Source organism: Flavivirga sp. 57AJ16, from assembly GCF_028736925.1.
Lineage (GTDB): Bacteria > Bacteroidota > Bacteroidia > Flavobacteriales > Flavobacteriaceae > Flavivirga.
Window position 1 is genome coordinate 15,370 of record NZ_JAQZAT010000018.1, and the last position, 26,659, is coordinate 42,028.

At 35.6% G+C, this 26,659-nt stretch carries 18 protein-coding genes; all 18 read left to right on the top strand.

Features of this window, described 5'->3' with window-relative positions:
- Window positions 1-2 precede the first annotated feature (2 nt).
- The 18 genes from PQO00_RS16975 to PQO00_RS17060 all read left to right on the top strand — a co-directional run bounded on the left by PQO00_RS16975 (window position 3) and on the right by PQO00_RS17060 (window position 26,642).
- A complete protein-coding gene (locus PQO00_RS16975) occupies window positions 3-1,751 on the top strand; it encodes a RagB/SusD family nutrient uptake outer membrane protein (protein ID WP_274186055.1) in 1,749 nt (582 codons plus the stop codon).
- Between the two features lie 231 nt (window positions 1,752-1,982).
- Complete coding sequence (locus PQO00_RS16980) at window positions 1,983-2,867, top strand: carbohydrate kinase family protein (RefSeq protein WP_274186056.1); 885 nt, start codon at window positions 1,983-1,985, stop codon at window positions 2,865-2,867.
- Window positions 2,868-3,638: 771 nt separating this feature from the next.
- Window positions 3,639-6,152, top strand: a complete 2,514-nt coding sequence (gene nirB, locus PQO00_RS16985) for a nitrite reductase large subunit NirB (RefSeq protein ID WP_274186057.1) — start codon at window positions 3,639-3,641, stop codon at window positions 6,150-6,152.
- Between the two features lie 204 nt (window positions 6,153-6,356).
- Window positions 6,357-6,734, top strand: a complete 378-nt coding sequence (gene nirD, locus PQO00_RS16990; protein WP_274186058.1) for a nitrite reductase small subunit NirD — start codon at window positions 6,357-6,359, stop codon at window positions 6,732-6,734.
- A 14-nt stretch (window positions 6,735-6,748) separates the two neighbouring features.
- The gene (locus PQO00_RS16995) at window positions 6,749-7,333 is read left to right on the top strand and encodes a DUF4202 domain-containing protein (protein WP_274186059.1); all 585 of its coding nucleotides are present in this window, start codon (window positions 6,749-6,751) and stop codon (window positions 7,331-7,333) included.
- A 14-nt stretch (window positions 7,334-7,347) separates the two neighbouring features.
- Window positions 7,348-9,153, top strand: coding sequence for an ATP-binding protein (locus PQO00_RS17000; RefSeq protein ID WP_274186060.1), 1,806 nt, complete (start codon window positions 7,348-7,350; stop codon window positions 9,151-9,153).
- A 277-nt stretch (window positions 9,154-9,430) separates the two neighbouring features.
- The gene (locus PQO00_RS17005; RefSeq protein ID WP_274186105.1) at window positions 9,431-10,096 is read left to right on the top strand and encodes a response regulator transcription factor; all 666 of its coding nucleotides are present in this window, start codon (window positions 9,431-9,433) and stop codon (window positions 10,094-10,096) included.
- A 1,173-nt stretch (window positions 10,097-11,269) separates the two neighbouring features.
- Window positions 11,270-12,697, top strand: coding sequence for an MFS transporter (locus PQO00_RS17010; RefSeq protein ID WP_274186061.1), 1,428 nt, complete (start codon window positions 11,270-11,272; stop codon window positions 12,695-12,697).
- Window positions 12,698-12,924: 227 nt separating this feature from the next.
- The gene (locus PQO00_RS17015) at window positions 12,925-16,446 is read left to right on the top strand and encodes a nitrate reductase (RefSeq protein WP_274186062.1); all 3,522 of its coding nucleotides are present in this window, start codon (window positions 12,925-12,927) and stop codon (window positions 16,444-16,446) included.
- Entirely contained in the window at window positions 16,443-17,885 is a 1,443-nt protein-coding gene (locus PQO00_RS17020) for a rubredoxin domain-containing protein (RefSeq protein ID WP_274186063.1), read from the top strand. The genes PQO00_RS17015 and PQO00_RS17020 overlap by 4 nt, the downstream gene beginning before the upstream one ends.
- 154 nt (window positions 17,886-18,039) lie before the next feature.
- The gene (locus tag PQO00_RS17025; RefSeq protein WP_274186064.1) at window positions 18,040-18,681 is read left to right on the top strand and encodes a Crp/Fnr family transcriptional regulator; all 642 of its coding nucleotides are present in this window, start codon (window positions 18,040-18,042) and stop codon (window positions 18,679-18,681) included.
- Between the two features lie 262 nt (window positions 18,682-18,943).
- Complete coding sequence (locus tag PQO00_RS17030) at window positions 18,944-20,338, top strand: CmpA/NrtA family ABC transporter substrate-binding protein (RefSeq protein ID WP_274186065.1); 1,395 nt, start codon at window positions 18,944-18,946, stop codon at window positions 20,336-20,338.
- Between the two features lie 27 nt (window positions 20,339-20,365).
- Entirely contained in the window at window positions 20,366-21,475 is a 1,110-nt protein-coding gene (locus PQO00_RS17035) for an ABC transporter permease (RefSeq protein ID WP_274186066.1), read from the top strand.
- Window positions 21,476-21,660: 185 nt separating this feature from the next.
- On the top strand, window positions 21,661-22,512 hold the full coding sequence (locus PQO00_RS17040) for an ABC transporter ATP-binding protein (RefSeq protein ID WP_274186067.1): 852 nt from the start codon (window positions 21,661-21,663) through the stop codon (window positions 22,510-22,512).
- A gap of 6 nt (window positions 22,513-22,518) precedes the next feature.
- Window positions 22,519-23,349 carry an ABC transporter ATP-binding protein gene (locus tag PQO00_RS17045; protein ID WP_274186068.1) on the top strand — a complete coding sequence of 277 codons (831 nt, stop codon included), beginning with the start codon at window positions 22,519-22,521 and terminating at the stop codon, window positions 23,347-23,349.
- Between the two features lie 315 nt (window positions 23,350-23,664).
- Window positions 23,665-24,942 (top strand): alginate export family protein, encoded by a 1,278-nt coding sequence (locus PQO00_RS17050; RefSeq protein ID WP_274186069.1) that lies wholly within the window; start codon window positions 23,665-23,667, stop codon window positions 24,940-24,942.
- Between the two features lie 183 nt (window positions 24,943-25,125).
- Entirely contained in the window at window positions 25,126-25,314 is a 189-nt protein-coding gene (locus PQO00_RS17055; protein WP_274186070.1) for a hypothetical protein, read from the top strand.
- Between the two features lie 1,199 nt (window positions 25,315-26,513).
- Entirely contained in the window at window positions 26,514-26,642 is a 129-nt protein-coding gene (locus PQO00_RS17060; protein ID WP_274186071.1) for an AraC family transcriptional regulator, read from the top strand.
- Window positions 26,643-26,659: the final 17 nt, after the last annotated feature.

Consider the following 26,659-nt stretch of genomic DNA (forward strand, 5'->3'; position numbering starts at 1 on the left):
ACATGAAAAATATAAAAAAGTTATTAATAGGAGCTTTAGCTGCATTTTTGATAGTGGCCTGTTCCAAAGATTTTTTAGAATACGAACCCGAAGGTGTTTTGTCTAACGAGAATGTTGCTACAGCAGAAAATGCAGAAGCTTTAGTTGTTGCTGCTTATGCAGGAATAGCCAATGATGAAATGGTAGGGCCATTAACACATATGTGGGTATTTGGTAGTGTCCGTTCTGATGATGCTTATAAAGGTGGCGGTGGTCGTGCTGACGTTGATATTATTGACCGCTATGAACAATACAACTTAACTATTGCCGATGACCCTTCAGATTGGATGGGACCAAGAACTTGGACAAATTATTACAAAGCCATTTCAAGAGCAAATTTCGCTTTATCTGTAATTAATGACATTCCAGATGCTGATTATGCAAACAAAACGTTAAGACAAGCAGAGTTGCGCTTTTTAAGAGCACACTCTCACTTCATGCTTAAATTATTGTTTAAGAAAATTCCATACATCACCGAAGGTTTATCACAAGAAGAACTTTTGCAAATTTCAAATGATGTTGATAATGATGCTTTATGGAATACTATTGCCGATGATTTCTTGTTTGCTTACAATAATTTACCACAAGCTCAAGACCAAGTTGGTAGAGCTGATAAAAATGCAGCGGCAGCATATTTAGCTAAACTACGTTTGTATCAAGCCTATGAGCAAAGTGATACCCATCAAATAACTAATATTAATACAGCAAGATTACAAGAAGTTATTGATTATGCTGATGATGTAACGGCTGCTTTAGAAGCAGATTATGGTAATAATTATTTAGACGGATTTGATAATGGGCCAGAATCTATTTGGGCTGCACAATTTTCAATAAATGACGGTACAACAGTTAGTAGGGTAAGTTTTGTTACGGGGTTAAACTCGCCACATGGTACAGGGTTGTACGGTTGTTGTGGTTTTCATTTAGCAAGTCAAAATATGGTAAATGCGTTTCAAACCGATGCTGTTACTGGATTGCCTTTATTAGATACGTTTAATAATACCAATATTTTTAATGTAGTAGATGGTAATGGTGAAACACCATTAACTCCCGGGATTACTTTAGACCCAAGGATTGACCATACGGTTGGTATTCCTGGTCGTCCGTTTAAATATCGTCATACCGTTACTGTTACTGGGGATATGTTGTACAACTTTAGTTGGGCTAGAGACCCAGGTGTATATGGTTATTTTGGTAATATGAAAGAGCAACAAGCACCAGATTGTTCATGCTATGTAAAAGAAGGACCATTTATTGGAACTTCTAAAAATGTGGATTTTATACGTTATGCCGATGTGTTATTGTTTAAAGCAGAAGCATTAATTCAATTAAATCAAGTTGATGCGGGTGTAACTATTATTAATCAAATTAGAGCACGTGCAGCAGCAAGTACTCAAAGACCAATTGATGCTGGAGCATCTAATGTATATAATGTAGGCTATTATCTCATGGGAATGTCTAAGGAAGATGCCTTTAAAGCGTTAATGTTTGAAAGGCGTTTAGAGTTTGGTATGGAAGGACCAAGATTCTTCGATTTAGTAAGATGGGGCATGGCAGAACCAGTACTTAACGCGTATTTAGCTGTTGAAAAAACAAGAAAAGATTTTCTTGCTAATGCTCAGTTTACTGCAGGACGTGATGAATATTATCCCATACCACAAAGAGAAATTGATTTTACTGGAGGTCTATATGTTCAAAATCCAGGATATTAAAAGTTAAGTGCTATTTATGATGTTTAGTTTTTAATTCCAGAGGGCCTTTAAACTATAAAGACCTCTGGAATATTTTAAAAAAACAGACTTGTAATCTTATATTCTTGATGAAATTTTCAAAAATGTTTATTCGACTTATAAGTTTGCTAACAACCTTAAATGTTACCACTTGATTTGATTGAAGAAATTGATTGAGTTTTTATAACTAATTGAATATTAAAAGAAAAATATATGCCTAAAATTACATGTTTTGGTGAAGTGTTATGGGATGTGTTCCCGACACATAGAAAAATAGGGGGAGCACCCTTAAATGTGGCTAACAGATTGCAAACTTTTGGCAATGATGTTACCATGATTAGTGCTATTGGAAAAGGTGAAAATGGTACTAAAATACTTAAATACCTTGAAGATAGTGGTGTTGATACGAATTGTATTCAAGTAGACAATGAGTACAAAACTGGAAAAGTAAAAGTCATGCTAAACGAAAAAGGGTCGGCGTCTTATGATATAAAATATCCGAGAGCTTGGGACAAAATTAGGTTAACAGAAATAAATAAAAGTGTCGTTAAAAATTCTGATGCTCTTGTTTTTGGAAGTCTTGCCGCAAGAGATGACAGTTCTAGGAACACGTTGTTTAAGCTTGTAGAACTTGCCAAATATAAAATCTTTGATCTTAACTTAAGACCTCCATATTACACGAAAGATCTTTTAATTAGATTAATGAACGAAGCCGATTTTATTAAGTTTAATGATGATGAACTCTATGAAGTATGTGGGTATTTAGACTCTAAATACCACTCTATGGAGCAGAATATTCGGTTTATTTCCGAAAAAACAAATACTAAGCATATCTGTGTTACAAAAGGACGTCATGGGGCTGTTTTACTGTATGAAGATACATTTTATTATAATAGTGGTTACCTTATAAAAGTGATTGATACCGTTGGCGCAGGCGATTCGTTTTTAGGTTCTTTGATAAGTCGATTACTAAATAAAGTGAATCCACAAGAAGCTGTAGATTTTGCCTGTGCTGTTGGTGCCATGGTCGCTCAAAGTGAAGGGCCTAACCCAGTTTTGTTGAAGTCTGATATAGATGCTTTTATAAACCCTTATTAAATAATTTACTGAATGTCCGTAATCATGCATAATGATATTTTTGTCATTCAGAGCCTAGCGAACCTACCTGCCGGCAGGCTACCGTGAGTACACATCATAATTAATAGCATTGACATTCCTGCGAAGGCAGGAATCCACTCGATATCTAAAACACAATAAGAATAAAATAAAACAACAATAACACCTCTATAATTTAACTAAAGTCAATAGGAAAGAAGCATCAAAACATTAGACTTATTTACTTGACTAGAGGATTCCTGCCTTCGCAGGAATGACAAACAGTATATTTTCAAACACTTAAATCTATTCTGACTTACTATTATTAATTGAACTTAGACTCTAAATCTTTAACCTTTTTTTGCTATTTCTTTTATTACTATTTTTTCCATTCATTATCAATATTTGTGTACACACGGTAGTGCCGGCAGGCAGGGAATCTGTTGATAATCAACGAGGTCCCTCGTTGCCTCGGGATGACAAAAACAATATATTTTTAGGTTTGTGACAAATTACGGACAATCAAAAATAATTTTTTATAGTAGTCTTTTTTAATTTTTGGAAAAGGTAATTTCGAGGTCTATATAATTCTTCAGACAATCTTTAATATTTCATTAACCATAGCCTTTTAATCAATCAAAATTTGCTTAATATCTAATTATAAGTATATCAATTTGAGAAATTGATAATAATGGCTGTTCTACGTAAATATCTTAATTAAATGCTATTAATAATACGTATAAATACTTAGTTTTGTATTTAAAATACGTAGTTATGAAAAAAATAATTGTTGTTGGAAATGGCATGGTGGGATACAAATTCTGTGAAAAGTTTGTAGCTCAAGAAAATAGCAAGAATTTTAAAATCACTGTATTTGGTGAAGAACCAAGACCTGCATACGACAGGGTACATTTAAGTGAGTTTTTTGAAAACCAGAATGCGAAAGCCTTAGAAATGGCTCCAGCAGCATGGTATGCCGATAATAATATTGATTTAATTACTGGCGAACGTGTTGCTGAGATCCATAGAACATCTAAAAAAATAATGACCGCTAAAGACCGCCAGTTTTCTTATGATTACTTGATTTTGGCAACTGGTTCTTCTCCTTTTGTGCCGCCTATAAAAGGCGTTGAAAAAGATGGCGTTTTTGTATACAGAACTATCGAAGATTTGGAAAGCATGCTCGCCTACGCTGCTAAGCTTAAAGCTAAAAAACCAGATGCCAGAGCAGCGGTTCTTGGAGGAGGATTACTTGGTTTGGAAGCTGGTAAAGCTGTTATGGATATGGGCTTAGAGCCTCATATTGTTGAGTTTGCTCCTAAGTTAATGCCTAGACAACTAGATTCCAGAAGTAGTCAGGTTTTAAAATTGAAATTAGAATCCATTGGTTTAAATATTCATTTAAGTAAGGCTACCAATCAAATTTTAGGGAACGGCGCCATTACAGGATTGGAGTTTGGTGAAGATGATATGCTGGATGTAGATATGTTGATCATTTCTGCAGGAATACGTCCGAGAGATGAATTGGGAAGAGCAAGTGGTTTGGAAGTTGGCGTTCGTGGAGGTATTGTTGTAGACAATAAAATGAAAACTTCAGACGAACATATTTATGCCATTGGAGAGATTGCCTTATATAACCAAATGATATATGGTTTGGTTGCCCCAGGTTATGAAATGGCTGAGGTTGCTGTAAATCAGATTATTGGAAATGAAGAGGTGGTTATGGCTGCAGACATAGATATGTCTACCAAACTAAAATTAATTGGTGTGGACGTAGCTAGCTTTGGAGAACCTTTTATGCCAGCCTCTAAAGGACATTCAATCATATTTGAAAATAAAACACAGCATTTGTATAAAAGAATTAATGTGAGTCTTGATGGTAAATCATTACTAGGTGGGATTTTAGTAGGGGATGCTGCAGATTATAATATGTTGCATCAAGTCTATTTAAACGGAATGGTCATTCCTGAAGATCCATCGCAATTAATCTTGCCTGCAAGTGAAGGAGGTTCGTCATTTGGAAGTGTTTTGGATTTACCGGATACTGCTCAAGTGTGTTCTTGTGAGAGTGTTTCTAAAGGCGATATTTGTTGTTCGATTACAAATGGTGAATCTCATAATTTAGGTGATGTTATTGCTAAAACCAAGGCAGCTACAGGCTGTGGAGGTTGTAAGCCTATGGTGGTCGATTTAGTAAATGAAACTCTTAAATCTTTGGGAAAAGAAGTTAAGGAAACTATTTGCGAACACTTTGATTTTAGCAGGCAGGAATTGTATGATTTGATTAAAATAAATAAAGTGGCAGATTATGAAGAAACACTAAACCTATTTGGAGAAGGGCATGGGTGTGAGGTTTGTAAGCCTTTAATAGCGTCTATTTTTGCAACCATTACCATGGAAACTGCAAACAGGCAGCCAACAATACAAGATACTAATGACAGGTTTTTAGCCAATATTCAACGAAACGGAACCTATTCGGTCGTACCAAGAGTTGCTGGTGGGGAAATTACACCAGACCAACTAATCACTATTGGGGCGGTGGCCAAGAAATACGATTTATATACAAAAATAACTGGCGGACAACGTATTGATTTATTCGGTGCGCAAATTCATGAATTGCCATTAATCTGGAAAGAGTTGATCGACGCGGGTTTTGAAAGCGGGCATGCTTATGGGAAATCCCTAAGAACTGTAAAAAGCTGTGTAGGATCTACCTGGTGTCGTTACGGTATGCATGAGAGCGTGACCTTTGCCATTGATATAGAAAATAGATACAGGGGTTTACGTTCACCACATAAATTAAAAGGTGGGGTTTCAGGTTGTATTCGTGAGTGTGCAGAGGCTAGAGGAAAGGATTTTGGGTTAATTGCCGTTGATGGTGGATGGAATTTATATGTATGCGGAAACGGTGGTGCTACACCAAAACATGCTGTTTTATTAGCGGAACAATTAGATGACGAAACCGTTGTGAAATATTTAGATAGATTCTTGATGTATTATATACGAACTGCTGGACCTTTAGTTAGAACAGCCCCTTGGTTAGATAAACTTGAAGGCGGTATAGATTATTTGAAGCAGGTGGTCATTGAAGATTCTTTAGGAATAGCTGAAGAGTTAGAGAACGAAATGCAGGGATTAGTAAATAAATATGAGTGTGAATGGAAACAAGCCATTGAAGACCCAGAAATGATGAAACGCTTTAGGCACTTTGTGAATTCGGATGATACGGATGATAATTTGGTGTTTGTGCCAATGCGCGAGCAGAAGATGCCTAAACAATGGACTTAAATATAGAAGAAATTAAGGGATCGGGCTTTCCACTATATGCTTTTTTGCAGAAAAAGCAGAAAAGGAAGCCACTGCAGTCCCTAACGCGAATAAGTTTGCAAAAGACAAATGAATAACTATAAAAGATAATAATTTACACTTCCCACAAGAGTAAGTGTCCTCCTCCTTTGGAGGAGCTAGGGGGAGGCTTTTAATCATTGAATAATGGAGAATATATTAGAACAGTACAGATCGGTTACGAAAAAAGAGGCGAAAACTTGGTTTAAAGTAGGTGTGACTGCTGATTTTCCGGAGAATAGTGGTGCGTGTATTAAGTACAAAACCAAACAGATTGCGGTGTATAATTTTACGCGAACGGGGAAGTGGTATGCAACACAAAATTTGTGTCCGCATAAAATGGAAATGGTGTTGTCATTAGGAATGATAGGAGATAAGGATGGGATTCCGAAGGTGGCTTGCCCGATGCATAAGAAAAATTTTTCGTTGGAGGATGGTACAAATCTTGCTGGTGATGATTTGAAAATTGCGACGTATCCTGTTAAGATTGAAAATGGAAATGTGTATATTGGCTTTTCGGATTAATATTTTGAAAACTTATGAAGCCTACACGATTTGAAACTGCTATTGCATTAATTGATAAAGCCAATTCTGAAGACGTAAACACGTATAAAGTTGCTGGTATAGAGTACCCTAAGGAGTTGTTGTACTCCCAACGAATGACGAGAAAATTGTTACAATTTAAACCTAATGCCTCTAAGGCATTACAAATCGCAGCTAGAGCACAGCACATTTGTAGGTGGAAAATTGCACGTGATGAATACCCCATGGACCGTGTTGGCTACTTAAAATGGCGAGAAACTTTGAAAAAGATGCATGCCGACTTAACTTCCGATATTTTAAAGCAGGTGGGGTATGATGATGCGTTTGTAAATAGAATTAGATCGATCATTCTTAAAAAACTAATTAAGAAGAATGAGGAATCCCAGGCTTTAGAAGATACCATTTGCTTGGTATTTTTAGATTATTATTTTGAGGAATTTGCTGCAAAACATCCAGATGAAAAGGTGATCGATATTCTTCAGAAAACATGGGTGAAAATGTCTGATGGGGGACAGCAAGAAGCTTTGAAACTAAACTTCTCTGAGAAATCTTTATCCTTAGTGAAACAGGCTTTGGCTTAAAATATTTAAATGATATGACTAAAAACGGTAACTCATTAGACCAACGCACTTTTGATAAATTACGCCGTTTATACATTATTGCATTGAGTACTATTGCAGTTTCTGTAATTGTAAGTCAGATTTTAATACGTACGCACCTTAGCGGACAAGAAAGCGATTCTACCGTAATAAATATTGCGGGTAGACAGCGTATGTTGAGTCAAAAACTAACAAAAGATATTTTGTCGCTTTCATCGTCTTCCTCTTCAGAAAAAAAACAACTTATTAAGGATGATATAAAGCGTACTTTAAATCTTTGGGAATTATCACATCATGCACTTCAAAAAGGTAATGACAGTTTGGGTTTGCCAAAAAAAAATAGCGCAGATATTAGCGCAAAATTTAATATTATAAATCCTATTTTTGATACCATTGTTAGCGCATCAAGGTCCATAATTAAACAGGTTGAAAGCCATACTGATGGCTCATTGGAAAAAGATGTTGATAAAGTAAAAGCCAACGAAAATCAGTTTTTGATGTTGATGGACGATATTGTGAATCAATATGATGTAGAAGCCGATGAAAAAGTAGACTGGTTACGCAAACTCGAATTTCTATTAACGGCTTTAACACTGCTTATTTTATTAGGTGAGTTTTTATTCATTTTTTGGCCAGCAGCAAAGTCGGTTAAGATTACACTTGCCGAATTATTATTTGCAGAAAAACGTGCCAAAAAAATGGCTTTTGATGCTGATGAATTAAGTAAATCCAAAGAAAGATCTATTAAGGAATTGCGTGCTTTAAGCCGTGCTATGGATGACACCTTGTTGTTTGCGCGCATATTGCCCAATGGACGAGTCGTACACATGGGGAATAAGTTTTCGCGTTTATTTAAATATTCTAAATTTAATGAAACGGCTCTATTTTGGGATGTGCTTACCGTTGATGAAAAAGAAAAGGAATCCATTGAGAACCTTATACAGAAATTTAAAAAAACGGGATGGCAAGGCGAGTTTAAAGCCACTACTAAAGATAATGAGGCTGTTTGGTTGGAAATGGCTATAATTCCTTACAGTCCTAAAGATGAAAAAACAGAATTGCTCATCATAGCTTCTGATGTTACGGAACGTAAAATAGCGCAACTTGAAATTGGTAGACTTACCGAAAAGAGCTTTCAGGATAAGATGAGTCAGCAAAAAATTATTTCCAGTAAGATTATTGAAAACCAAGAAAAGGAGCAAAATCGAATAGCAAAGGATGTTCATGATGGGATAGGGCAAATGCTTACAGGTTTAAAATATAATTTAGAGAGTATAGACCCTAAGGATGTTGAAAAAGCAACCATTAAAATTGAACATCTAAAAGAATTAACCACCAATATTATAAAAGGTGTAAGAACAGCGACTTTTAACTTAACGCCACCAGAATTGACCGATCATGGTATTGTGCCGGCCATTACAAAACTAACTCAAGAACTTTCAAGGCTTACGGGTAAAGAAATTGTGATGTTCAATAAAACATCATTTAACCAACGTTTAGATTCACTTTCTGAAATTAATATTTATCGCATTACGCAAGAGGCTATAAATAATGCCATTAAATATGCGGAATCTACACATATAATGGTATCTCTATCACATAGTAAAGATATATTGAGTATTGTTATTGATGATAATGGTAAAGGTTTTGACCCCGATAAAGTGAAGCATGTTAAAACTGGTGATGGTGGCATGGGGATGACGTTTATGCGAGAGCGCATTAAATATATTGATGGTCGTTTATTTTTAAATTCCGAAAAAGGGAAAGGAACACGGGTGACGTTGAATATTCCTTTAGGTTAATATAAATTCTGAATGTCCGTAATCACACATAATGATTTTTTTGTCATTCAGAGCCTAGCGAACCTGCCGGCAGGCAGGGAATCTGTTAATAATCTATGAGATCCCTCGAGATCCCTCGTTGCCTCGGGATGACAAAATCAATATGTTTTTAGGTTTATGACATATTACGGTCAATCAATATAAATTAAAATGAAGCTTGAAATTCAAGTCACAGCATGAAAAGATTAGAATACGTAGTATTACTTAATTTTACTACTTTTGTATTTATAAGAAGATAATAAATATGATTGACGTAGTTCTTGCAGACGACCATGTTTTAGTTAGAGATGGTATTAAAGCACTTTTAGAAGATCAAGATGGTATTGCTGTTATTGATGAAGCATCTAACGGAAAAGAAGCTTTAGAAGTAATTGCTCGAAACAAACCCCATGTATTGATTGTAGATATCAGAATGCCAGAAATGAATGGTATTGAAGTAGTTGGAGAAATTAGTAAAAGGCATAAAGATGTAAGAACATTGGTACTGTCTATGCATGATTCTGAAGAATATGTCGTGCAAGCTATTCAAGCTGGAGCTGATGGTTATTTGTTGAAGGGAGCCAGTAAAGAGGAATTTATAAAAGCGTTGAATAAAGTAGCTTCTGGAGGTAAGTATTTTACAGGTGATGTATCTGCTATTATTATGAATAACTTTGTGAATGGAAATACCAATGCAGTAGTTGCTCCTAAACTAGAATCAAAAGCATTACCATTTAACCTTACCAAACGCGAGAAGCAGATTTTAGGTTTGGTATTAGAGTTAAAGAACAATAAGGATATCGCGGAAGAACTTCAAATTAGTAAGCGCACTGCCGAAGTGCATCGTTTCAATCTCATGAAAAAACTAGAGGTTAAAAATTTAATGGAGTTGAATAATAAGGCTAAGGAGTTTGGGTTGGTATAATATGATGTTTTAAAAAAGCTTAAAGATTTTGTCATTAGAACTCATCTTGACTTTTTATTATCAAGTTAAAGGTTAAACCCTTACAATTTCATTGCAGTTACTTTAGTTTCTATAAAATTTTAAGAGTATTTTGTCATTTCGAACGCAGAGAGAAATCACATCATAAAATTAAAATGATGAGATTCCTCGTCGCTTTGCTCTGTCGGAATGACACTATACTAAAAATAGAATTTCATTCTTGTTTAAAACTATGGATTTCCAATCCATAGTGGTTTATTTTTAACCGAAATCGAAGATTCACGAACACCTATTTATCAAATAAGATCAGTGAGCTAAATCGAAGATTCATGAACTCCTATTTATTAAATAAGATCTGTGAGCTAAAAAGTAAGTAAAAAAACTTTTAGCTCATATACCGAAAAAGATGTGGGTACACCGTAGCTACCGCAGCTACAGTGTACCCACAAATCATGATCATCTGTCGCAGCCACAGATAAAAGAACTTGCTCTATGTCCCTTGCTTTCTGTATAGGTTTGCCGTACCAGCCTCGCAGACCGCTTTTTATAGAGCGCTCAGGTCTCTCTGCTAGCTGTTGGAAAAATACCATAAGGCTGTTCCCGACCTTTCGGAAGGATAGGGCACAAAAGCTTCGAGGAACAGGAGCATTGGCGTTGGACATTGCGGTGGGGCGACGCGAAGTTTTGGGCCCGGTTCTTCTCTGGCGACAGCATGAGAAGAAATCCCTCTCGAAAGGGCGTCTTTTCTTTTGTTACTTTTCTTTGGACGAGCAAAGAAATCGAAGATTCACGAACACCTATTTATCAAATAAGATCAGTGAGCTAAATCGAAGATTCACGAACACCTATTTATCAAATAAAATCAGTGAGCTAAAAGTAAGTAAAAAGGGAAATAAGCTTTGTTCTTTATATTGAAAAAAGATGTGGGTACACCGTAGCTACCGGCAGGTTTTAGGAAATAGAAAAAGTAAAGGAGTTCGATACATGATTCATTAATAAGGTTCTTAAAATCACATCATCTTTAAGGATACTTTTTACCAAATTCTCAAAACCTACATTCCAAAATTATCAACCTCATAATTCTTTTGTAATACGTATTTTATTTTTAAATAATTAAGTAAAAATACTTAGTTTTGAATATTAAAAATACGTATTATGCTCAATATTCAAGCTCAAAAATCGACAACGTTACAATTATTCAATCTTAAAAACGTCTCTATACGTACATTCTGGATTACAGCTATATCATTCTTCATGTGTTTCTTCGCATGGTTCGGTATCGTACCTTTTATGCCAGGTGTGGTTAAGGATTTAGGTTTAACGCCGGACCAAAAATGGAACTCCATCATTTTAGCAGTTTCGGGTACCGTGTTTGCTCGCTTGCTTATTGGGAAATTATGCGATAAATATGGTCCTAGACTATGCTATACATGGTTATTAACTTTAGGCGCCATTCCTGTTATTTTATGCGGATTGGTGCAAACACCAGCACAATTTTTAGTTTGTAGATTATTTATTGGTTTTATAGGGGCATCGTTTGTAATTACACAAGTACATACCTCTTTAATGTTTGCGCCCAATATTGTGGGAACAGCAAATGCAACATCTGCTGGTTGGGGAAATCTTGGTGGTGGTGCTAACCGTTTAGGGATGCCATTAATAGCTGCGGCAGTAGTTGGTTTTGGAGTCCCAGAAGGAGAGGCTTGGAGATATGCTATGGTCATCGCTGGAATAATTTGTTTTTTAATGGGCATGGTTTATTTTTTCTTTACAAAGGATACCCCACAAGGAAATTTCAAAGATTTGAGAGCTGCTGGTGAAATGGTATCCACAAAAAAGGACCAGGTTGGTTTTTTAACCGTACTTAAAGATTACAGAACTTGGATTTTATTTGTCGTGTATGCCGCTTGTTTTGGTATAGAACTTACGGTTTATGGTACTATGGACGATTATCTTCAAAATACCTTTCAGTTGGAGCGTGTAACAGCTGGAAACATGGTATTATCGTTCGCATTAATGAACATTTTTGCAAGAACATTAGGTGGTTTCTTTGGTGATAAATTCGGAAAATTAAAAGGTTTAAGGGGGCGCGTATTATTCCTATCATTTATTCTCGCTACTCAAGGCATCATGCTTGTAACGTTTTCAATGACAACTAGTATCATCGTTGGTGTGCTGTTTTTGATATGTTTTAGTTTATCGGTTCAAATGGCGGAAGGTGCCACTTTTTCTGTAGTGCCATTTATAAATAAAAAAGCTATTGGTTCGGTCTCGGGTATTGTTGGTGCAGGTGGAAATGTTGGCGCGTTTTTGGCGGCCATGTTACTAAAATCGAAATCGGCAGTAGCAGAAAAGGCGGCAATAATTGCCAATGAAGGGATGGGGGCAGAAGTTATAAGTTCGGCACAATCGGCAGCAGCATCAAGTGCGGTTTCTAGTGGTTATTTTTTAATCGGGTGTGTTGTCGTTGTAACATCTATAGTGGCCCTAACCATTAAATTTTCAGCAGAAGATGAAAAAGTTGCCAATGCTGTTATAAAAAATTCAGCAGATGCGCTTATACCTGTTAAAGTAAAAAGTTAATGGTAAAAGGACGCCTTGAAATTTTCAAGGTTTCAGCTGAATTTGTCATTCCCGAGAAATCGGGAATCTAAATAATAAATTTGTGAAACGAATTTAGTTATTTGCACGATGGATTTTTGTCAATTTTTGAATAAAAACTAAGTTAATTACAGTATTCAAAATAATGATGGCTCACTATTGTTTCATAAAATAATAATCTTTTAATTAGTATAAAACCCTGCCTATAAATGATTAAGAACGAAATAAAAACAACGTGCTCCTATTGTGGTGTTGGCTGTGGGATTATTGTTAAAAAAGATACTAACGATAAAGTTTTTGTTGAGGGTGATAAAGAGCATCCTGTAAATAAGGGCATGCTGTGTTCTAAAGGGATGAATTTACATTACGTAGCTAATGATACTTCCGATAGAATTTTATACCCTGAAATGCGTTGGAGCCGTTCACATCCCAGGGAACGGGTAAGTTGGGATGATGCTTTAGATAGAGCTGCGAGTGTTTTTAAGGCCATTATAAAAAAACATGGTCCAGATAGTGTTGGTTTTTATGTCTCTGGACAAAGTTTAACCGAAGAATATTACATTGCCAATAAACTTACAAAAGGCTTTTTAGGAACAAATAATATCGACACCAATTCAAGACTCTGTATGAGTTCTGCTGTAGTAGGCTATAAGAAAACGTTTGGAGAAGATAGTGTTCCCATTTCTTATGAAGATATTGAATTGGCAGATACATTTTTAGTTACAGGTGCTAATCCGGCATGGTGCCATCCTATTTTATTCCGCCGTTTGGAAAAGCGAAAAGAAGACAACCCGGATGTGAAAATCATCGTTGTCGATCCAAGAAAAACAGACACCGCTAATTTTGCAGATATTCATTTACAAATATTACCGGGAACCGATGTGATTTTATACAACGCCATTGGAAGATGCTTGTATAAACGTGGTTTGATTGATGATGCATTTATAAAAAACCATACAGAAGGTTTTCAAGAGTACAAAGACTTAATTTTTAAAACGTCTTTGGAGCAAGCTTCAAAATTATGTGGAGTTCCCAAAAAAGATATCCAAAAAACAGCCGATATTATTGGGCTTTCCAAAGGTTTTATAAGTATGTGGGCCATGGGGCTTAACCAAAGTGTGGTGGGGACGGATAAAAACATTTCATTGTTAAATCTTTCACTAATAACGGGTCAGGTAGGGAAACCTGGTGCAGGCCCTTTTTCATTAACAGGCCAACCTAATGCTATGGGCGGACGTGAAGTAGGAGGCATGGCAAACCTATTGGCGGTTCATAAAGATTTGATGAATGAGGAACATCGTCGTGAAGTGGCGCAGTTTTGGGGAGTAGACAAAATTAATCCCAAACCAGGATGGACCGCTACCGAAATGTTTGATGCTTTGGAAAGTGGTAAAATGAAAGCCGTTTGGATAGCATGTACTAATCCTTTGGTGAGTTTGCCAAATTTGAATCGTATTGAAAAAGCCTTGAAAAACGCGAAGTTTGTTGTGGTTCAGGAGATTTCGCATAAATCTGATACGGTAGATTTTGCAGATTTGGTATTACCAGCAGCTGGATGGTTAGAGAAGGAAGGCACCATGACGAACTCAGAACGTCGTATTTCATATTTGCCTAAAGAAATTGAAGCCCCGGGAGAAGCAAGGCCTGATGTTGAAATTTTCTGTGATTTTGCACAACGTATGGGCTTTAGGGGGTTTAATTATAATAGCGCAAGCGACATTTATGACGAGTATGCGTTAATGACCAAAGGGACAAACATGGATGTGTCTTTTCTAAATTACGATAGATTAAAAACCGAAGGCACGTTTCAATGGCCAGTACCAGAACATAGACACCAAGGGACTTCAAGGTTATTTGAGGATAAAAAGTTTTATACACCAACGCAAAAGGCCCAGTTTAATATTCCAGCTTCAATAGTCAATACATCCGTTCAGCCAAATGCTGAATTTCCTTTAATCCTAACAACAGGACGTGTGCGCGATCAATGGCATACCATGACCAAAACAGGAAAGGTATCACGTTTAAAAACACACTATCCGACCCCCGTTTTAGAAATCCACCCCGTAGATGCTTTTTTAAACAAAATTAAAAACGGCGATATTACAGAAATAAAAGGCGAAAATGGTCTTGTTAGAATGCGTGCAAAAGTAACCGATACCATAAAAAAGGGGGTTGTATTTATGCCCATGCATTGGGGAAAACAATTGCAAAGTAATTTAAATAGAGCTAACAATTTAACCAATACGCATTTAGACCCAATATCTAAAGAACCAGATTTTAAATTCACACGGGTTTCCGTTTCAAGATATAAAAAATCTGTTGAAAAAATTATAATAGCTGGGGCTGGAGCGGCAGCATTTCGATTTGTTCAAAATTATAGGGAGTATAATGAAACAGATGAAATTCATGTGTTCTCAAAAGAGTCTAACCTGTTTTACAATAGAGTGTTGTTGCCTGAATATATCACCGAGGAATTAACTTGGGAGCAGCTTCTTAAAATAAAGAAGTTAGAGCTGAATAAACTCAATATTAAGTTGCATCCAGAAATTCATATATCTAAAATAGATAAAGACCAAAAAGTGGTAACAGATAGTCATGGGGAAACCCACAGCTTCGATAAATTAATACTGGCAACCGGTAGTCGCGCTTTTGTGCCAAAGGATGTGCAAATAGACTTGCCAGGGCGTTTTACCATGCGAAATAAAAATGATGCCGATAGATTTAAGACCTATTTAGAAGCCACTGGTTTACCTCCAGAAGAACAACATGTGGTGATCGTTGGCGGGGGATTGCTCGGATTGGAATTGGCAGCGGCCATGAAGCATAAAAATGTTGAAATCACGATCGTGCAACGTGGTTCTCGTTTAATGGAGCGCCAGTTGGATAAAGTATCCAGTAAATTATTGGCACTGGATGTTCAGGAACGTGGGATTCAAATTTATTTTGATAATGAAGTAAGCACCGTGTTTGATGATGAAGATACAGGCGAATTAAACATCACGCTTAAGAGTGGAAAATTTATAACAGCCAATGCTATTGTATATACCATTGGCACCATTCCCAATGTGGAGATAGCAAGAGAAAATGGTATAAGTTGTGCCAGGGGTGTTAAGGTAGATCAACATTTACAATCGTCGCATCCAGATATTTTCGCTATAGGGGAAATAGCCGAATTTAATAATCAGCTATTTGGAATTACTTCAGCTGCTGAAGAACAAGCTGCCATTTTAGCCAATTATATAGCTGGAGATATTAGTTGTTCTTATAGTGGTTCGGTCTTAATGAACATTTTAAAATTTAATGATTTGAACCTTTGCAGTATAGGGGAAATTAATGTTCCAGAACATGATGACAGCTATGAGGAAATCATATTTACCGACATCAAAAAGCGCTATTATAAAAAATGCATTGTAAAGGATGATTTATTAATTGGTGCCATTTTAATGGGGGATAAGAATGAGTTTGCCGAATTTAAAACGATGATTGAGAGTAAGATTGAAATGGCAGATAAGCGAGACACATTGCTTAGGGGATCTTCAAACGATGTACCTGTTTTAGGAAAATTGGTTTGCTCATGTAGTCAAGTAGGGGCCGGTAATATTGAAGAAACCATTGCACAAGGATGTACGGATTTTACAGCATTATGTAATAAAACAGGCGCAGGCTTAGGTTGTGGGAGTTGTAAAACTGAAGTTCGGGAAATATTAAACAATTCAAAAGTATTGGCATGATGGACGAACGATATAGATTGATGATAAATGGTGGTGTATTATCGCCTGGGGAATTAAAATATATTTGTGAAGTGGCCGAGGGTTTAGGTCTGGATGCCATTTCTTTTGGTTCTCGACAGGATATTATTTTTCCTGAAAGAATAGATGAAAGCAAGTTTAGCCAATTCGATAAAGTTCAGTTTGTAAAACCCAAACGGGATGGTATTGAAAATATAGCATCGTCCTACGTGTCTGCCGAAATTTTACCAAGTACCTCGTGGCTTACTTCCGATAGGTATTTGTATGTTTTAGAACAATTCAAGCACCATCCGCAACTTCGTATTAATGTTACCGATCCAAAACAGCGTTTGGTGCCCTTATTTACCGGTAACGTCAATTTCATAGCTTCCGAGCATGAAGATTATTGGTATTTATATCTCAGGCTTCCAGGTTGGAAAAAAACTCAAATGTATCCCGCACTTATCTATAGTTGGGATATGGACAAGATTGAATTGACCATAGAAAATATTTTACAAGAAGAACCAGAAACCATAGAAACCGTTTTTGATTTGGTAAGTGATGCTATTGATACCAATAACAGAACCGTCGATGAGCCTTTGGAAGTGCCTTTTTATCCTTTTCCATATTATGAAGGGATGAACAGGATAGGAACAGATCGCTATTGGTTGGGCTTATATTGGAGAAATAACAGATACGACTTAAAGTTTCTGAAAGTTATGTGCGAGTTATGTTCAGAAAATAAAATTGGTAAAATCTCTATCACGCCATGGAAATCTTTTATTGTTAAGGGGATTCCATTACATTCAAAATTAAAATGGGAAAAACTTCTGGGTAAATTCGGTATCAATGTACGACACTCCATGTTAGAGATGAACTGGCATTTGCCAGTAAACGATAAAGAAGCATTAAGCTTAAAAAAGTATTTGGTTACCAATTTTGACCAAAATGATATTAGTACCTACGGATTAACTTTTGGAATCACGAATTATGATAGTGATACATACAACTTTACTTCAATTGTAATAGAAAAAAATAGACAGCCAGGACCCATAGGCGGTTTCAAAATAAGAGACACTTACAATCTGTTGTATGCCAAAAACTTCGACCCAAATACAAGAGAATACATCATGCATGTTCAAGATGTAGACAAGGTAGAACTACCTGGTTTGTTAATGGAACTAAGTCAGTTATATTTTGAACAATTAGGAACAGAACGCGAAGAGGAAAATGGTGCCGTTTCTAATAAGGAAACGGTAGAGGAAGAGGTGTACCAGTGTTCAGAATGTATGACCGTTTATAATGAAATTTACGGAGATATGACTCAAGGCATACCTCCAAACACATCTTTTGAAAGTTTGCCAACAGACTATGAATGTTCACTTTGCGAAGCACCAAAAAGTAGTTTAATAAAAAAAACAATAGTAAAAACAATCATTTAAATAATGACGTTTAGTACCGATAAAAGATAAAATTGATAGTATAAATTTGGTTTCGAAACCCTTACATATAAAGTTTAAAAATCAATCAACTTTTAATAGTAGCTGTGGGTTATGTTTAAATAACGCTTGCTTAATTAAAAGAAATTTAAAAGCTTTGGAGCGTTCTGAAATAGTAAACTTAAAAAGTACACTGCCCTGCAAAAAAGGGCAACAGTTTATTATTGAAGGAGCACCGGTAAACGGCTTGTTTTTTATTTTAAAAGGTACCGTTAAAGTCTTTAGAACAGGGATTAATGGACGTGAACAAATTGTTCGTTTTGCTAAAGAAGGTGAAATTATTGGCCATCGTGGTTTTGGTACAGAAGAGTATTATTCTATAGGCGCCATAGCTTTGCAGGATGCTGTTCTGTGTTATTTTTCAAAAGAAAATTTGCAGGACACTTTATTGGAAAACCCTAAGTTTGCTTATGATATGATGTTATTTTACGCTAATGAACTTAATAGAAGCGAAAATAAAGTGAAGTCTATTTCACAAATGACAGTGCGTGAGCGCGTTATTGATACCTTATTATATATACATAGAAAGTTTGGGGATTTACGGGGTTTTTTAAACCTGCCATTAAGCCGAAAAGAATATGCCGATTATGCAGGTACTACTGAAGAGCAAGTGATTCGAATTTTTTCAAGCTTAAAGAAAGAAGGCCTCATTAAAGCTAGGGGGAAAAAGATTGCTATTACTGATGTTCAATTACTTAAAAAAGAAATCAGTGAACACCATTATTTCTTAGATACATAAAATCTTCTAGAGGGCTTTTTTGCCCTAATATTCAAAATTATTTACGGCATTTTATAATTTACGTAGCTTCACTTGTTATCTACGTATTTTGTTAATTTATTAAAAATCAATTAATTATGTTTTTAACCTGTTTTTTAATAGGTTTTTTTGTGTTCTAAAAAGAGGTTTTAATATGTGTATTCTCATAAGGTGAAATAAAAACTACGTATATATTTGTCTAAAAATAAGTATTAATACTTAAAAATTATTTAAAACGACAAAAATGAAAACTCTATTAACAAAAGCAACTTGGATTTTTTCGCTTACAGTATTACTCTTTTCTTGCGGAGGAGGAGATAAAAAGAAAGATACAACAGCAGAATTAATATCGGAAACATCAAAAACAAAAACATTGGATATTGAAAAACCACAATTAACATTTGGTTTTATCAAACTAACAGATATGGCGCCTTTAGCTATTGCCAAAGAAAAAGGATTCTTTGAAGATGAAGGATTATTTGTTTCTGTTGAAGCGCAGTCAAACTGGAAAAACGTATTGGACCGTGTTATTGATGGTCAGTTGGATGGTTCACATATGTTGGCAGGACAACCAATAGCTGCAGGAGCAGGGTTTGGACGTCAAGCAGAATTGGTAACGCCATTTTCAATGGATTTAAATGGTAACGGTATTACGGTATCTAACGATGTTTGGTCTAAAATGAAACCAAATGTACCAAAGGATGCAGATGGAAAACCTGTTCATCCTATTAAAGCAGATGCCCTTAAGCCTGTTATCACTGAATATAAGAATTCTGGTAAAGCCTTTAAAATGGGAATGGTATTTCCGGTTTCTACACATAACTATGAAATTAGATATTGGTTAGCAGCGGCAGGCATTCACCCGGGCATGTATACCGCTGAAAATGTACAGGGTCAAATTGATGCCGAAGTTTTATTATCTGTAACACCTCCACCACAAATGCCAGCAACTCTTGAAGCAGGTACTATTTATGGTTACTGTGTAGGTGAGCCATGGAACCAACAGGCCGTTTTTAAAGGTATTGGTGTGCCTGTAACAACAAACTTTGACATCTGGAAAAATAACCCAGAAAAAGTATTTGTAATGACAAAGAAGTTTGTTGAGGATTATCCTAATACCGCAGTGGCTGTCACTAAAGCATTAATTAGAGCGGGTAAATGGTTAGATGACCCTAAAAACAGACCAGAAGCAGTAAAAATATTGGCTATGTCCCAATATGTTGGTGCTCCTGAAGAAGTATTGGCAAACTCTATGACCGGTACTTTTGAATTTGAAAAAGGCGATAAACGTGAGATGCCAGATTTCAATGTGTTTTACAAATACAATGCAACATATCCTTTCTATTCTGATGGTATCTGGTTTTTAACCCAAATGAGACGTTGGGGACAAATTCCTGAAGCCAAAACGGCAGAATGGTACGGTGAAACTATTAAAGATATATACAGACCGGATATTTGGACAAAAGCTGCTAAACTTTTAGTAGAGGAAGGAAACATTCCAGCCGGAGATATTCCAACAACAGATGGTTATAAGCCAGCTACTGCAGATTTTATAGATGGAACAACCTACGATGCCAAAGACCCTATTTCATACATCAATAGTTTTAAAATTGGTAACAAAGATAAGGCTGTACAATAATTAGTAAAGTAAATTAATAAGACAAAGATGAAGCAAAGTATAACATTAGGAAAAGTAACCAAATTGATGGGCTTAGGATTTTTAAGCACAATTAAAGATTTATTTACTGGGAAGCTAGAAAAGGAAGATTTTAAAAATTTCCTACGTAAAGTGGTCGTACCAATTGCTTCCATTTTATTATTTATAGGTCTGTGGCATATGGGCTCTAAGACTTTGTACAACATAGAAGCAGATTTTAGAATTAATAAGGCATTAGAAGAGCAAGGTCAAGCAGCGGCAGATGCTGTTGCTGCTTGTATAGCTCTGGGAGAGGATTCTAGTTGTAAGCCAAATACGTTGCCATCACCAGCACAGGTGTGGGAATCTTATCGATCCTTATTGAGGGACCACAATATAATTAGTGCAGATAAAGCGGCATTTATAGAAAAAACAGCTGCTTTAAATGAAAAGCGACTTGCAGAAGGAAAAGATGCGATTACCTATACGGGAAGACCATCGTTCGTAGATCAAATATTTAGAAGTTTAAAAACTGTGTTTGCCGGATTTTTACTGGCACTATTTATTGCTGTACCGCTAGGCATATTCATTGGGTTGAGCCCTACTTTAAAGAGTGCTTTCAATTGGTTTATTCAAATTTTTAAACCTGTTTCTCCAGTGGTTTGGTACTTGTTGGTATTCATGATCGTAAAGACATTATTGATTGATTCCAATGAGGATAGCTCATTTACCATTTCGTTTATAAGTGTAGGATTGTGTTCTATGTGGGCCACTTTGGTAAATACGGCCATGGGGGTATCGAGTGTGGATAAAGATTATATAAATGTGGCGAAAGTATTGAAGCTAGGGAATTTCCAAAAAATATTTAAGGTGGTTCTACCATCGTCTTTACCATTAATTTTTACGGGTTTAAAAATTACCTTATCAGTAGCGTGGATGGTTCTAATTGCTATTGAATTATTGGCACAAAGTCCTGGCTTAGGATTGTTTGTTTGGGAGGAATTCCAAAATGGCGCAAATGACTCAAACGCAAAAATTATTGTTGCGATGTTCGTGATTGGAATTATTGGTTTCTTATTAGATCGATTGATGTTGACCATACAAAACTGGGTGAGTTTTGATAAAACTGATGCGATTTGAAGGGAGTTGGAAGTTAGAAGTTGGAAGTTGGGAGTAGGGAGTTTGAAGTGCGAAGTAGGGAGTAGGGAGTTGGAAGTTTAGCTTGTTTATGGATAAGTATTTACTGAAGACTGAGGACCAACGCCCAAAATAAAAGGATGAGTAAGTATAAATAACTAAACAGGTAAACGAAAGAACATTTTAAAATGGCATACTTAGAATTAAATAACATTTACAAGACTTACGGACAGGGAGAGAACGAAACCGAGGTGCTTTCGAATATTAATTTATCGATTGAAGAAGGGGAGTTTGTTGCGATTGTGGGGTTTACAGGAAGTGGGAAAACGACTTTAGTAAACTTGATCAATGGCCTTATTGAACCAACAAAAGGAGCCGTTTTGTTTAAGGGAGCACCTGTACAGGGTACGAGCCATGAACGCGGGGTGATTTTTCAGAATTACTCGCTATTGCCTTGGTTAACCGTAGGACAGAATGTGTATATGGCGGTTAAAGAGGCCTTCCCAAAGCATAGTAAAACCGAGTTGAGCGCTATTGTTGCCGATTATGTGGAAATGGTAGGGTTAACACCTGCGATTAATAAACGCCCAAAAGAATTATCGGGAGGAATGCGCCAACGAGTGGCAGTTGCAAGAGCTTTAGCCATGAAACCTGAGATGATTATTATGGATGAGCCACTTGGTGCTTTGGATGCCTTGACACGTGGTAATTTACAAGATGAAATTTTAAATATTTGGGAAAAAGATAAGCGTACGGCATTGTTGATTACTAATGATGTGGATGAAAGCATTTATATGGCAGATCGTATTATTCCGCTGCGCCCGGGACCAAATGCTACGCTTGGGCCAGAGTTTAAAATTGATATTGATCGCCCACGCGATAAGACTGAAATGAACGATAATGCAAATTTTAAGAAAACCAGAAACGCCATTATCGAATATCTAATGGATATAGGTAACGAGCGTAAAACGGAGACACAGGATTTGATTGAACTACCCGATTTGAGTCCGAAGGATTTTGTTAATCAATTTAAATATTAAAATGAGATGAGTACTATAATTGAGCATAAAAAAACCAAGGTTATTACTGATAATGGGCTTTTTCCTTCGAGTGAAGTGATGTTGGATTTGAAAAACCTTAAGAAAGTGTATCCAACCCCAAAAGGTGATTATGTGGTTTTGGAAAATTTGAATCTTCAAATAAAAAAAGAAGAATTCGTAACCATTATCGGGCATTCTGGATGTGGTAAAACAACGATGCTTTCTATGATTGCCGGATTGAATCCAATTTCTGGAGGTCATATTTCAGTTTTAGGAAAACATATAAAAGGCCCAGGACCAGATAGAGGAGTCATTTTTCAAGCCCCTAGTTTAATGTCTTGGATGACGTCACTTCAAAATGTACTATTGGGTGTGAACAACGTTTTTCCGCATGCTACAAAAGCACAGCGTAACGATATTGCTAAATACTATTTACAGAAAGTAGGTTTGGAGGACGCTTTTAATAAGAAGGCTTCAGAATTATCCCAAGGGATGCAACAACGTGTTGGTATTGCCAGAGCATTTGCCATAAAACCTAAAGTTTTATTATTGGATGAACCTTTTGGGATGTTGGATTCTTTAACTAGAGGAGAACTTCAGGATATACTTATTGAAATCTGGAATAAAGAAAAAATTACAGCGGTTATGATTACGCACGATGTGGATGAAGCGATTTTTTTAGCAGATAGGGTAGTGATGATGACCAGCGGACCAAAAGCGAAAATCGGGGATGTTTTAAATATAGATTTTGAAAGACCAAGGACACGAAAGGCTGTTTTAGAACACGACGATTATTACAAATATAGAAAACATTTAATAGATTTTCTAGAGCATTAAATAAGCAGAAAACAAAAGACTTATTTTGGTATTTTAGAAATTGTGAAATAGATGGGAATTTCATCATAATAGGATAACTACGGTCATAAACAAACAAATTTTTAAAAAAGTAATACCAATTATGAATTAAAATGAGCTACAGAAAGCGACATAGCTTATTTGTTTTAGCCAGCTGTGAGTTATTTGCATAGCCTAAGCTATGGAAATGATGAGAAAAGAGAAAAAACGAATTAATGAATGAGTTTGAATGGCGTATTTTAATTCATAATTGGCATAAGTAACAAACAAAAACTTAAAACTTAAAACCAAGGAAACATGAGAAAACAATATGTATTAATAGGCTTAATGGCATTGATAGTTCAATTTGCACAAGCACAGTTTACTTTAGATGGTGAATTTAGACCACGAGCAGAGTACCGTAATGGATTTGGTACTTTAATAGCAGATGATGCCGATGCAGGATTCGGAATTTCAACCAGGGCACGTTTAAATGCTGGATATAAAACCGAAGCTTATAAATTTTATTTTAGTATCCAAGATGTTATGGTTTGGGGAGAGAACAGGCAAATTCTACCTTATGACCAAAATAATTCTTTCGCAATATTTCAAGCATGGGCAGAAATTAATTTAGGTTCAGGATGGTCTACTAAATTAGGACGTCAAGTATTATCTTACGATGATCAACGTATTTTAGGCGGTTTGGATTGGGCGCAGCAAGGTCGTAATCATGATGCAGCATTAATTAAATACAAAAAGGGTAAATTTATATTGGATGTTGCTTTAGCTTTTAATCAAGATTATTCAAACCCAACTGGATTTATAAATACAGGAACTGCTTATAATACAACAGGCTTCTTTTCATATAAAACCATGCAGTATGCCTATTTAAATAAGACTTGGGAAAACTTTACAGGAAGCTTATTATTAATGAATAATGGTTTTCAAGAATTTGATACTAACAGCGACGCAGATGGCGTAAGTAATCTACAAACTTTGGGAACGCACTTAAACTACAAAAAAGGAAGTTTTGGAGCTGCACTCAATGCTTATATCCAAACAGGAAAACGCCAGGGTGAAGTTGATGTAAAAGGCGCTCATTTATTAGGACTAGAGTTTACCTATAAGGCCGCTCCTAAAGTTGGTTTAGGTGCTGGTATAGAAATTATTAGCGGAAATGATGGCGATGCAGGAGAAACAGGTGCTTTCTTCCCGTTATATGGAACTAACCACAAATTTAATGGCTTTATGGATTATTTCTATGTAGGTAATCATGCAAACTCGATTGGTTTAGTCGATATTCACGTAAGTGCAAACTTTAAACTAAGCGAAACGTCTAGCTTGATGGTAAAAGCTTTAAACTTTAGTGGAGAGCAAGATCTACCAAGCGGAGAAAATGCTTTGGGAACAGAAGTTGACATCGTATTTAAGAAAGCGTTTAAAGGTTATACTTTAGTAGCGGGTTATTCGCAAATGTTTGCAAGCGATGGCATGTATGAGCTTAAGGGCATTACTGAAGATGCAGCAGCTAGTGGTCAAAACTGGGCTTGGGCCATGTTAGTAATTAAGCCAAAATTTTTAAATCCTAGCAAGTGAATATAAAAGGTTATAGTATTAGCTATGGGCAATCATTGGACTGAGTACAGACCAAGTACTTTTAAAAAAGCAGCGAAAACCTTTTTTAACAAAAGGAAGAGGCAGTCAGAAAAGTAATAAAATTTGTCATTCAGAACGAAGTGAAGAATCTCACAGCGAAAAATCTCATCATGATAGGATCGAATGAAAACAAAAGATAATTTTGTTTATGTACTAGCCAAAGGAACTAAAGAGAGTTTTAGATTCTTCAGTCGTGCCTCCCTGTCTGCCGACACTACGGTGAGTACCCAAATATTGATAAAGAATGGAAAAAATAGTAAAAAAAGAAATAGCAAAAAAAAGGTTAAAGAATTAGAGTCTAAGATCAATTAATAATAGAAAGTCAGAATAGATTTAAGAGTTTGAAAAAATACTGTTTGTCATTCCTGCGAAGGCAGGAATCCACTAGACAAGTAAAAAAGTCTAATGTTTAGAAGCATCTTTCCAATAGACATTAGTTAAAAAATAGAGGAGATAAAGAAGAATTATAAAATACATAAAGAGTTTTAGATAACGAGTGGATTCCTGCCTTCGCAGGAATGACAAAGCAATTAATTAAGATGTGTACTCACGGTAGGGTATTTCATATAAATTTATAAATAATCCTGTGTTGTATTTACTTTACAGAAATTGGTTTACCGTTTTTTATTAAATTTCAAATACAATAGCTTACTTTATTAATGAATACGACTCTTTCTTCGTCGTTACATAATAAATGATTTTTATATCTATTCCTATGTTCAATAATATTCATACCCACACCAGGATAAATAACGTGTACAGCTTGTTGGTATAAAATCTCATTAAAATAACTAAATGTTTCGCTAGTGTGCATAAAGTTAACATACGAAATATGGCGTTCAGCAATCGTTTGTTCAATTTCGGCAGGAGCATTATTGGAAAATATTAAATTTTTATAAAGAAGTCGATTCAAATCGAAAGATAGGTGGTTTATGGTATCAGGGATTTTGGATTAATTAACATTAGTGTCCGACTAAAGACGTAAGACCGCTTCGCTATTAGAACCAAGAACAAAGACATGATTTTAACTAACAGACAAACAGAGACACCACTATTGTATTACATCCAGAAACCTAAATATTTTTTGATAGATTTAACTGGTATTAAAAGCAAGGCGTCTAATCTGTAATGCTTTTACTTATACTATTATTGATGGGCTTCAAATAATAGTCAATAGTTTTAATCGGACAACAATAATTAATTAACTAAAAATCATCTTTTTAAATGAAAATTGGTATAAACCGAGCTTTTCACCAATATGGATTAAAAAAAAGCAGAATAGTGTCAAACGGCATTTTAAATATATACTATTTTAGCACCGTATAAGAATTCTTATATAATTTAGATAAAAAACATTCATTTAATTTTCAAAAACACGTTTACAAGTTAAATGACATATTATACAATCTTTGCTTTATTTTGTATAATTCGACACTTAAACCCTATCTGTTGAGCAATTTTTGATTCTAAAAAAAATAGATCATGTAAAAGATTTATTGACAGAAGGATAATTGAGTTTAAATGAAATCGCCTATAAGCTAAACTACAGTAGTAGTTCGCATCTCTCGAAACAATTTAAAAAAACGACAGGATTTACTCCTTCTTACTTTGTAAGACTAAAAAGGAGGTTGAATCCTTAATATAACTAATAAGTTAA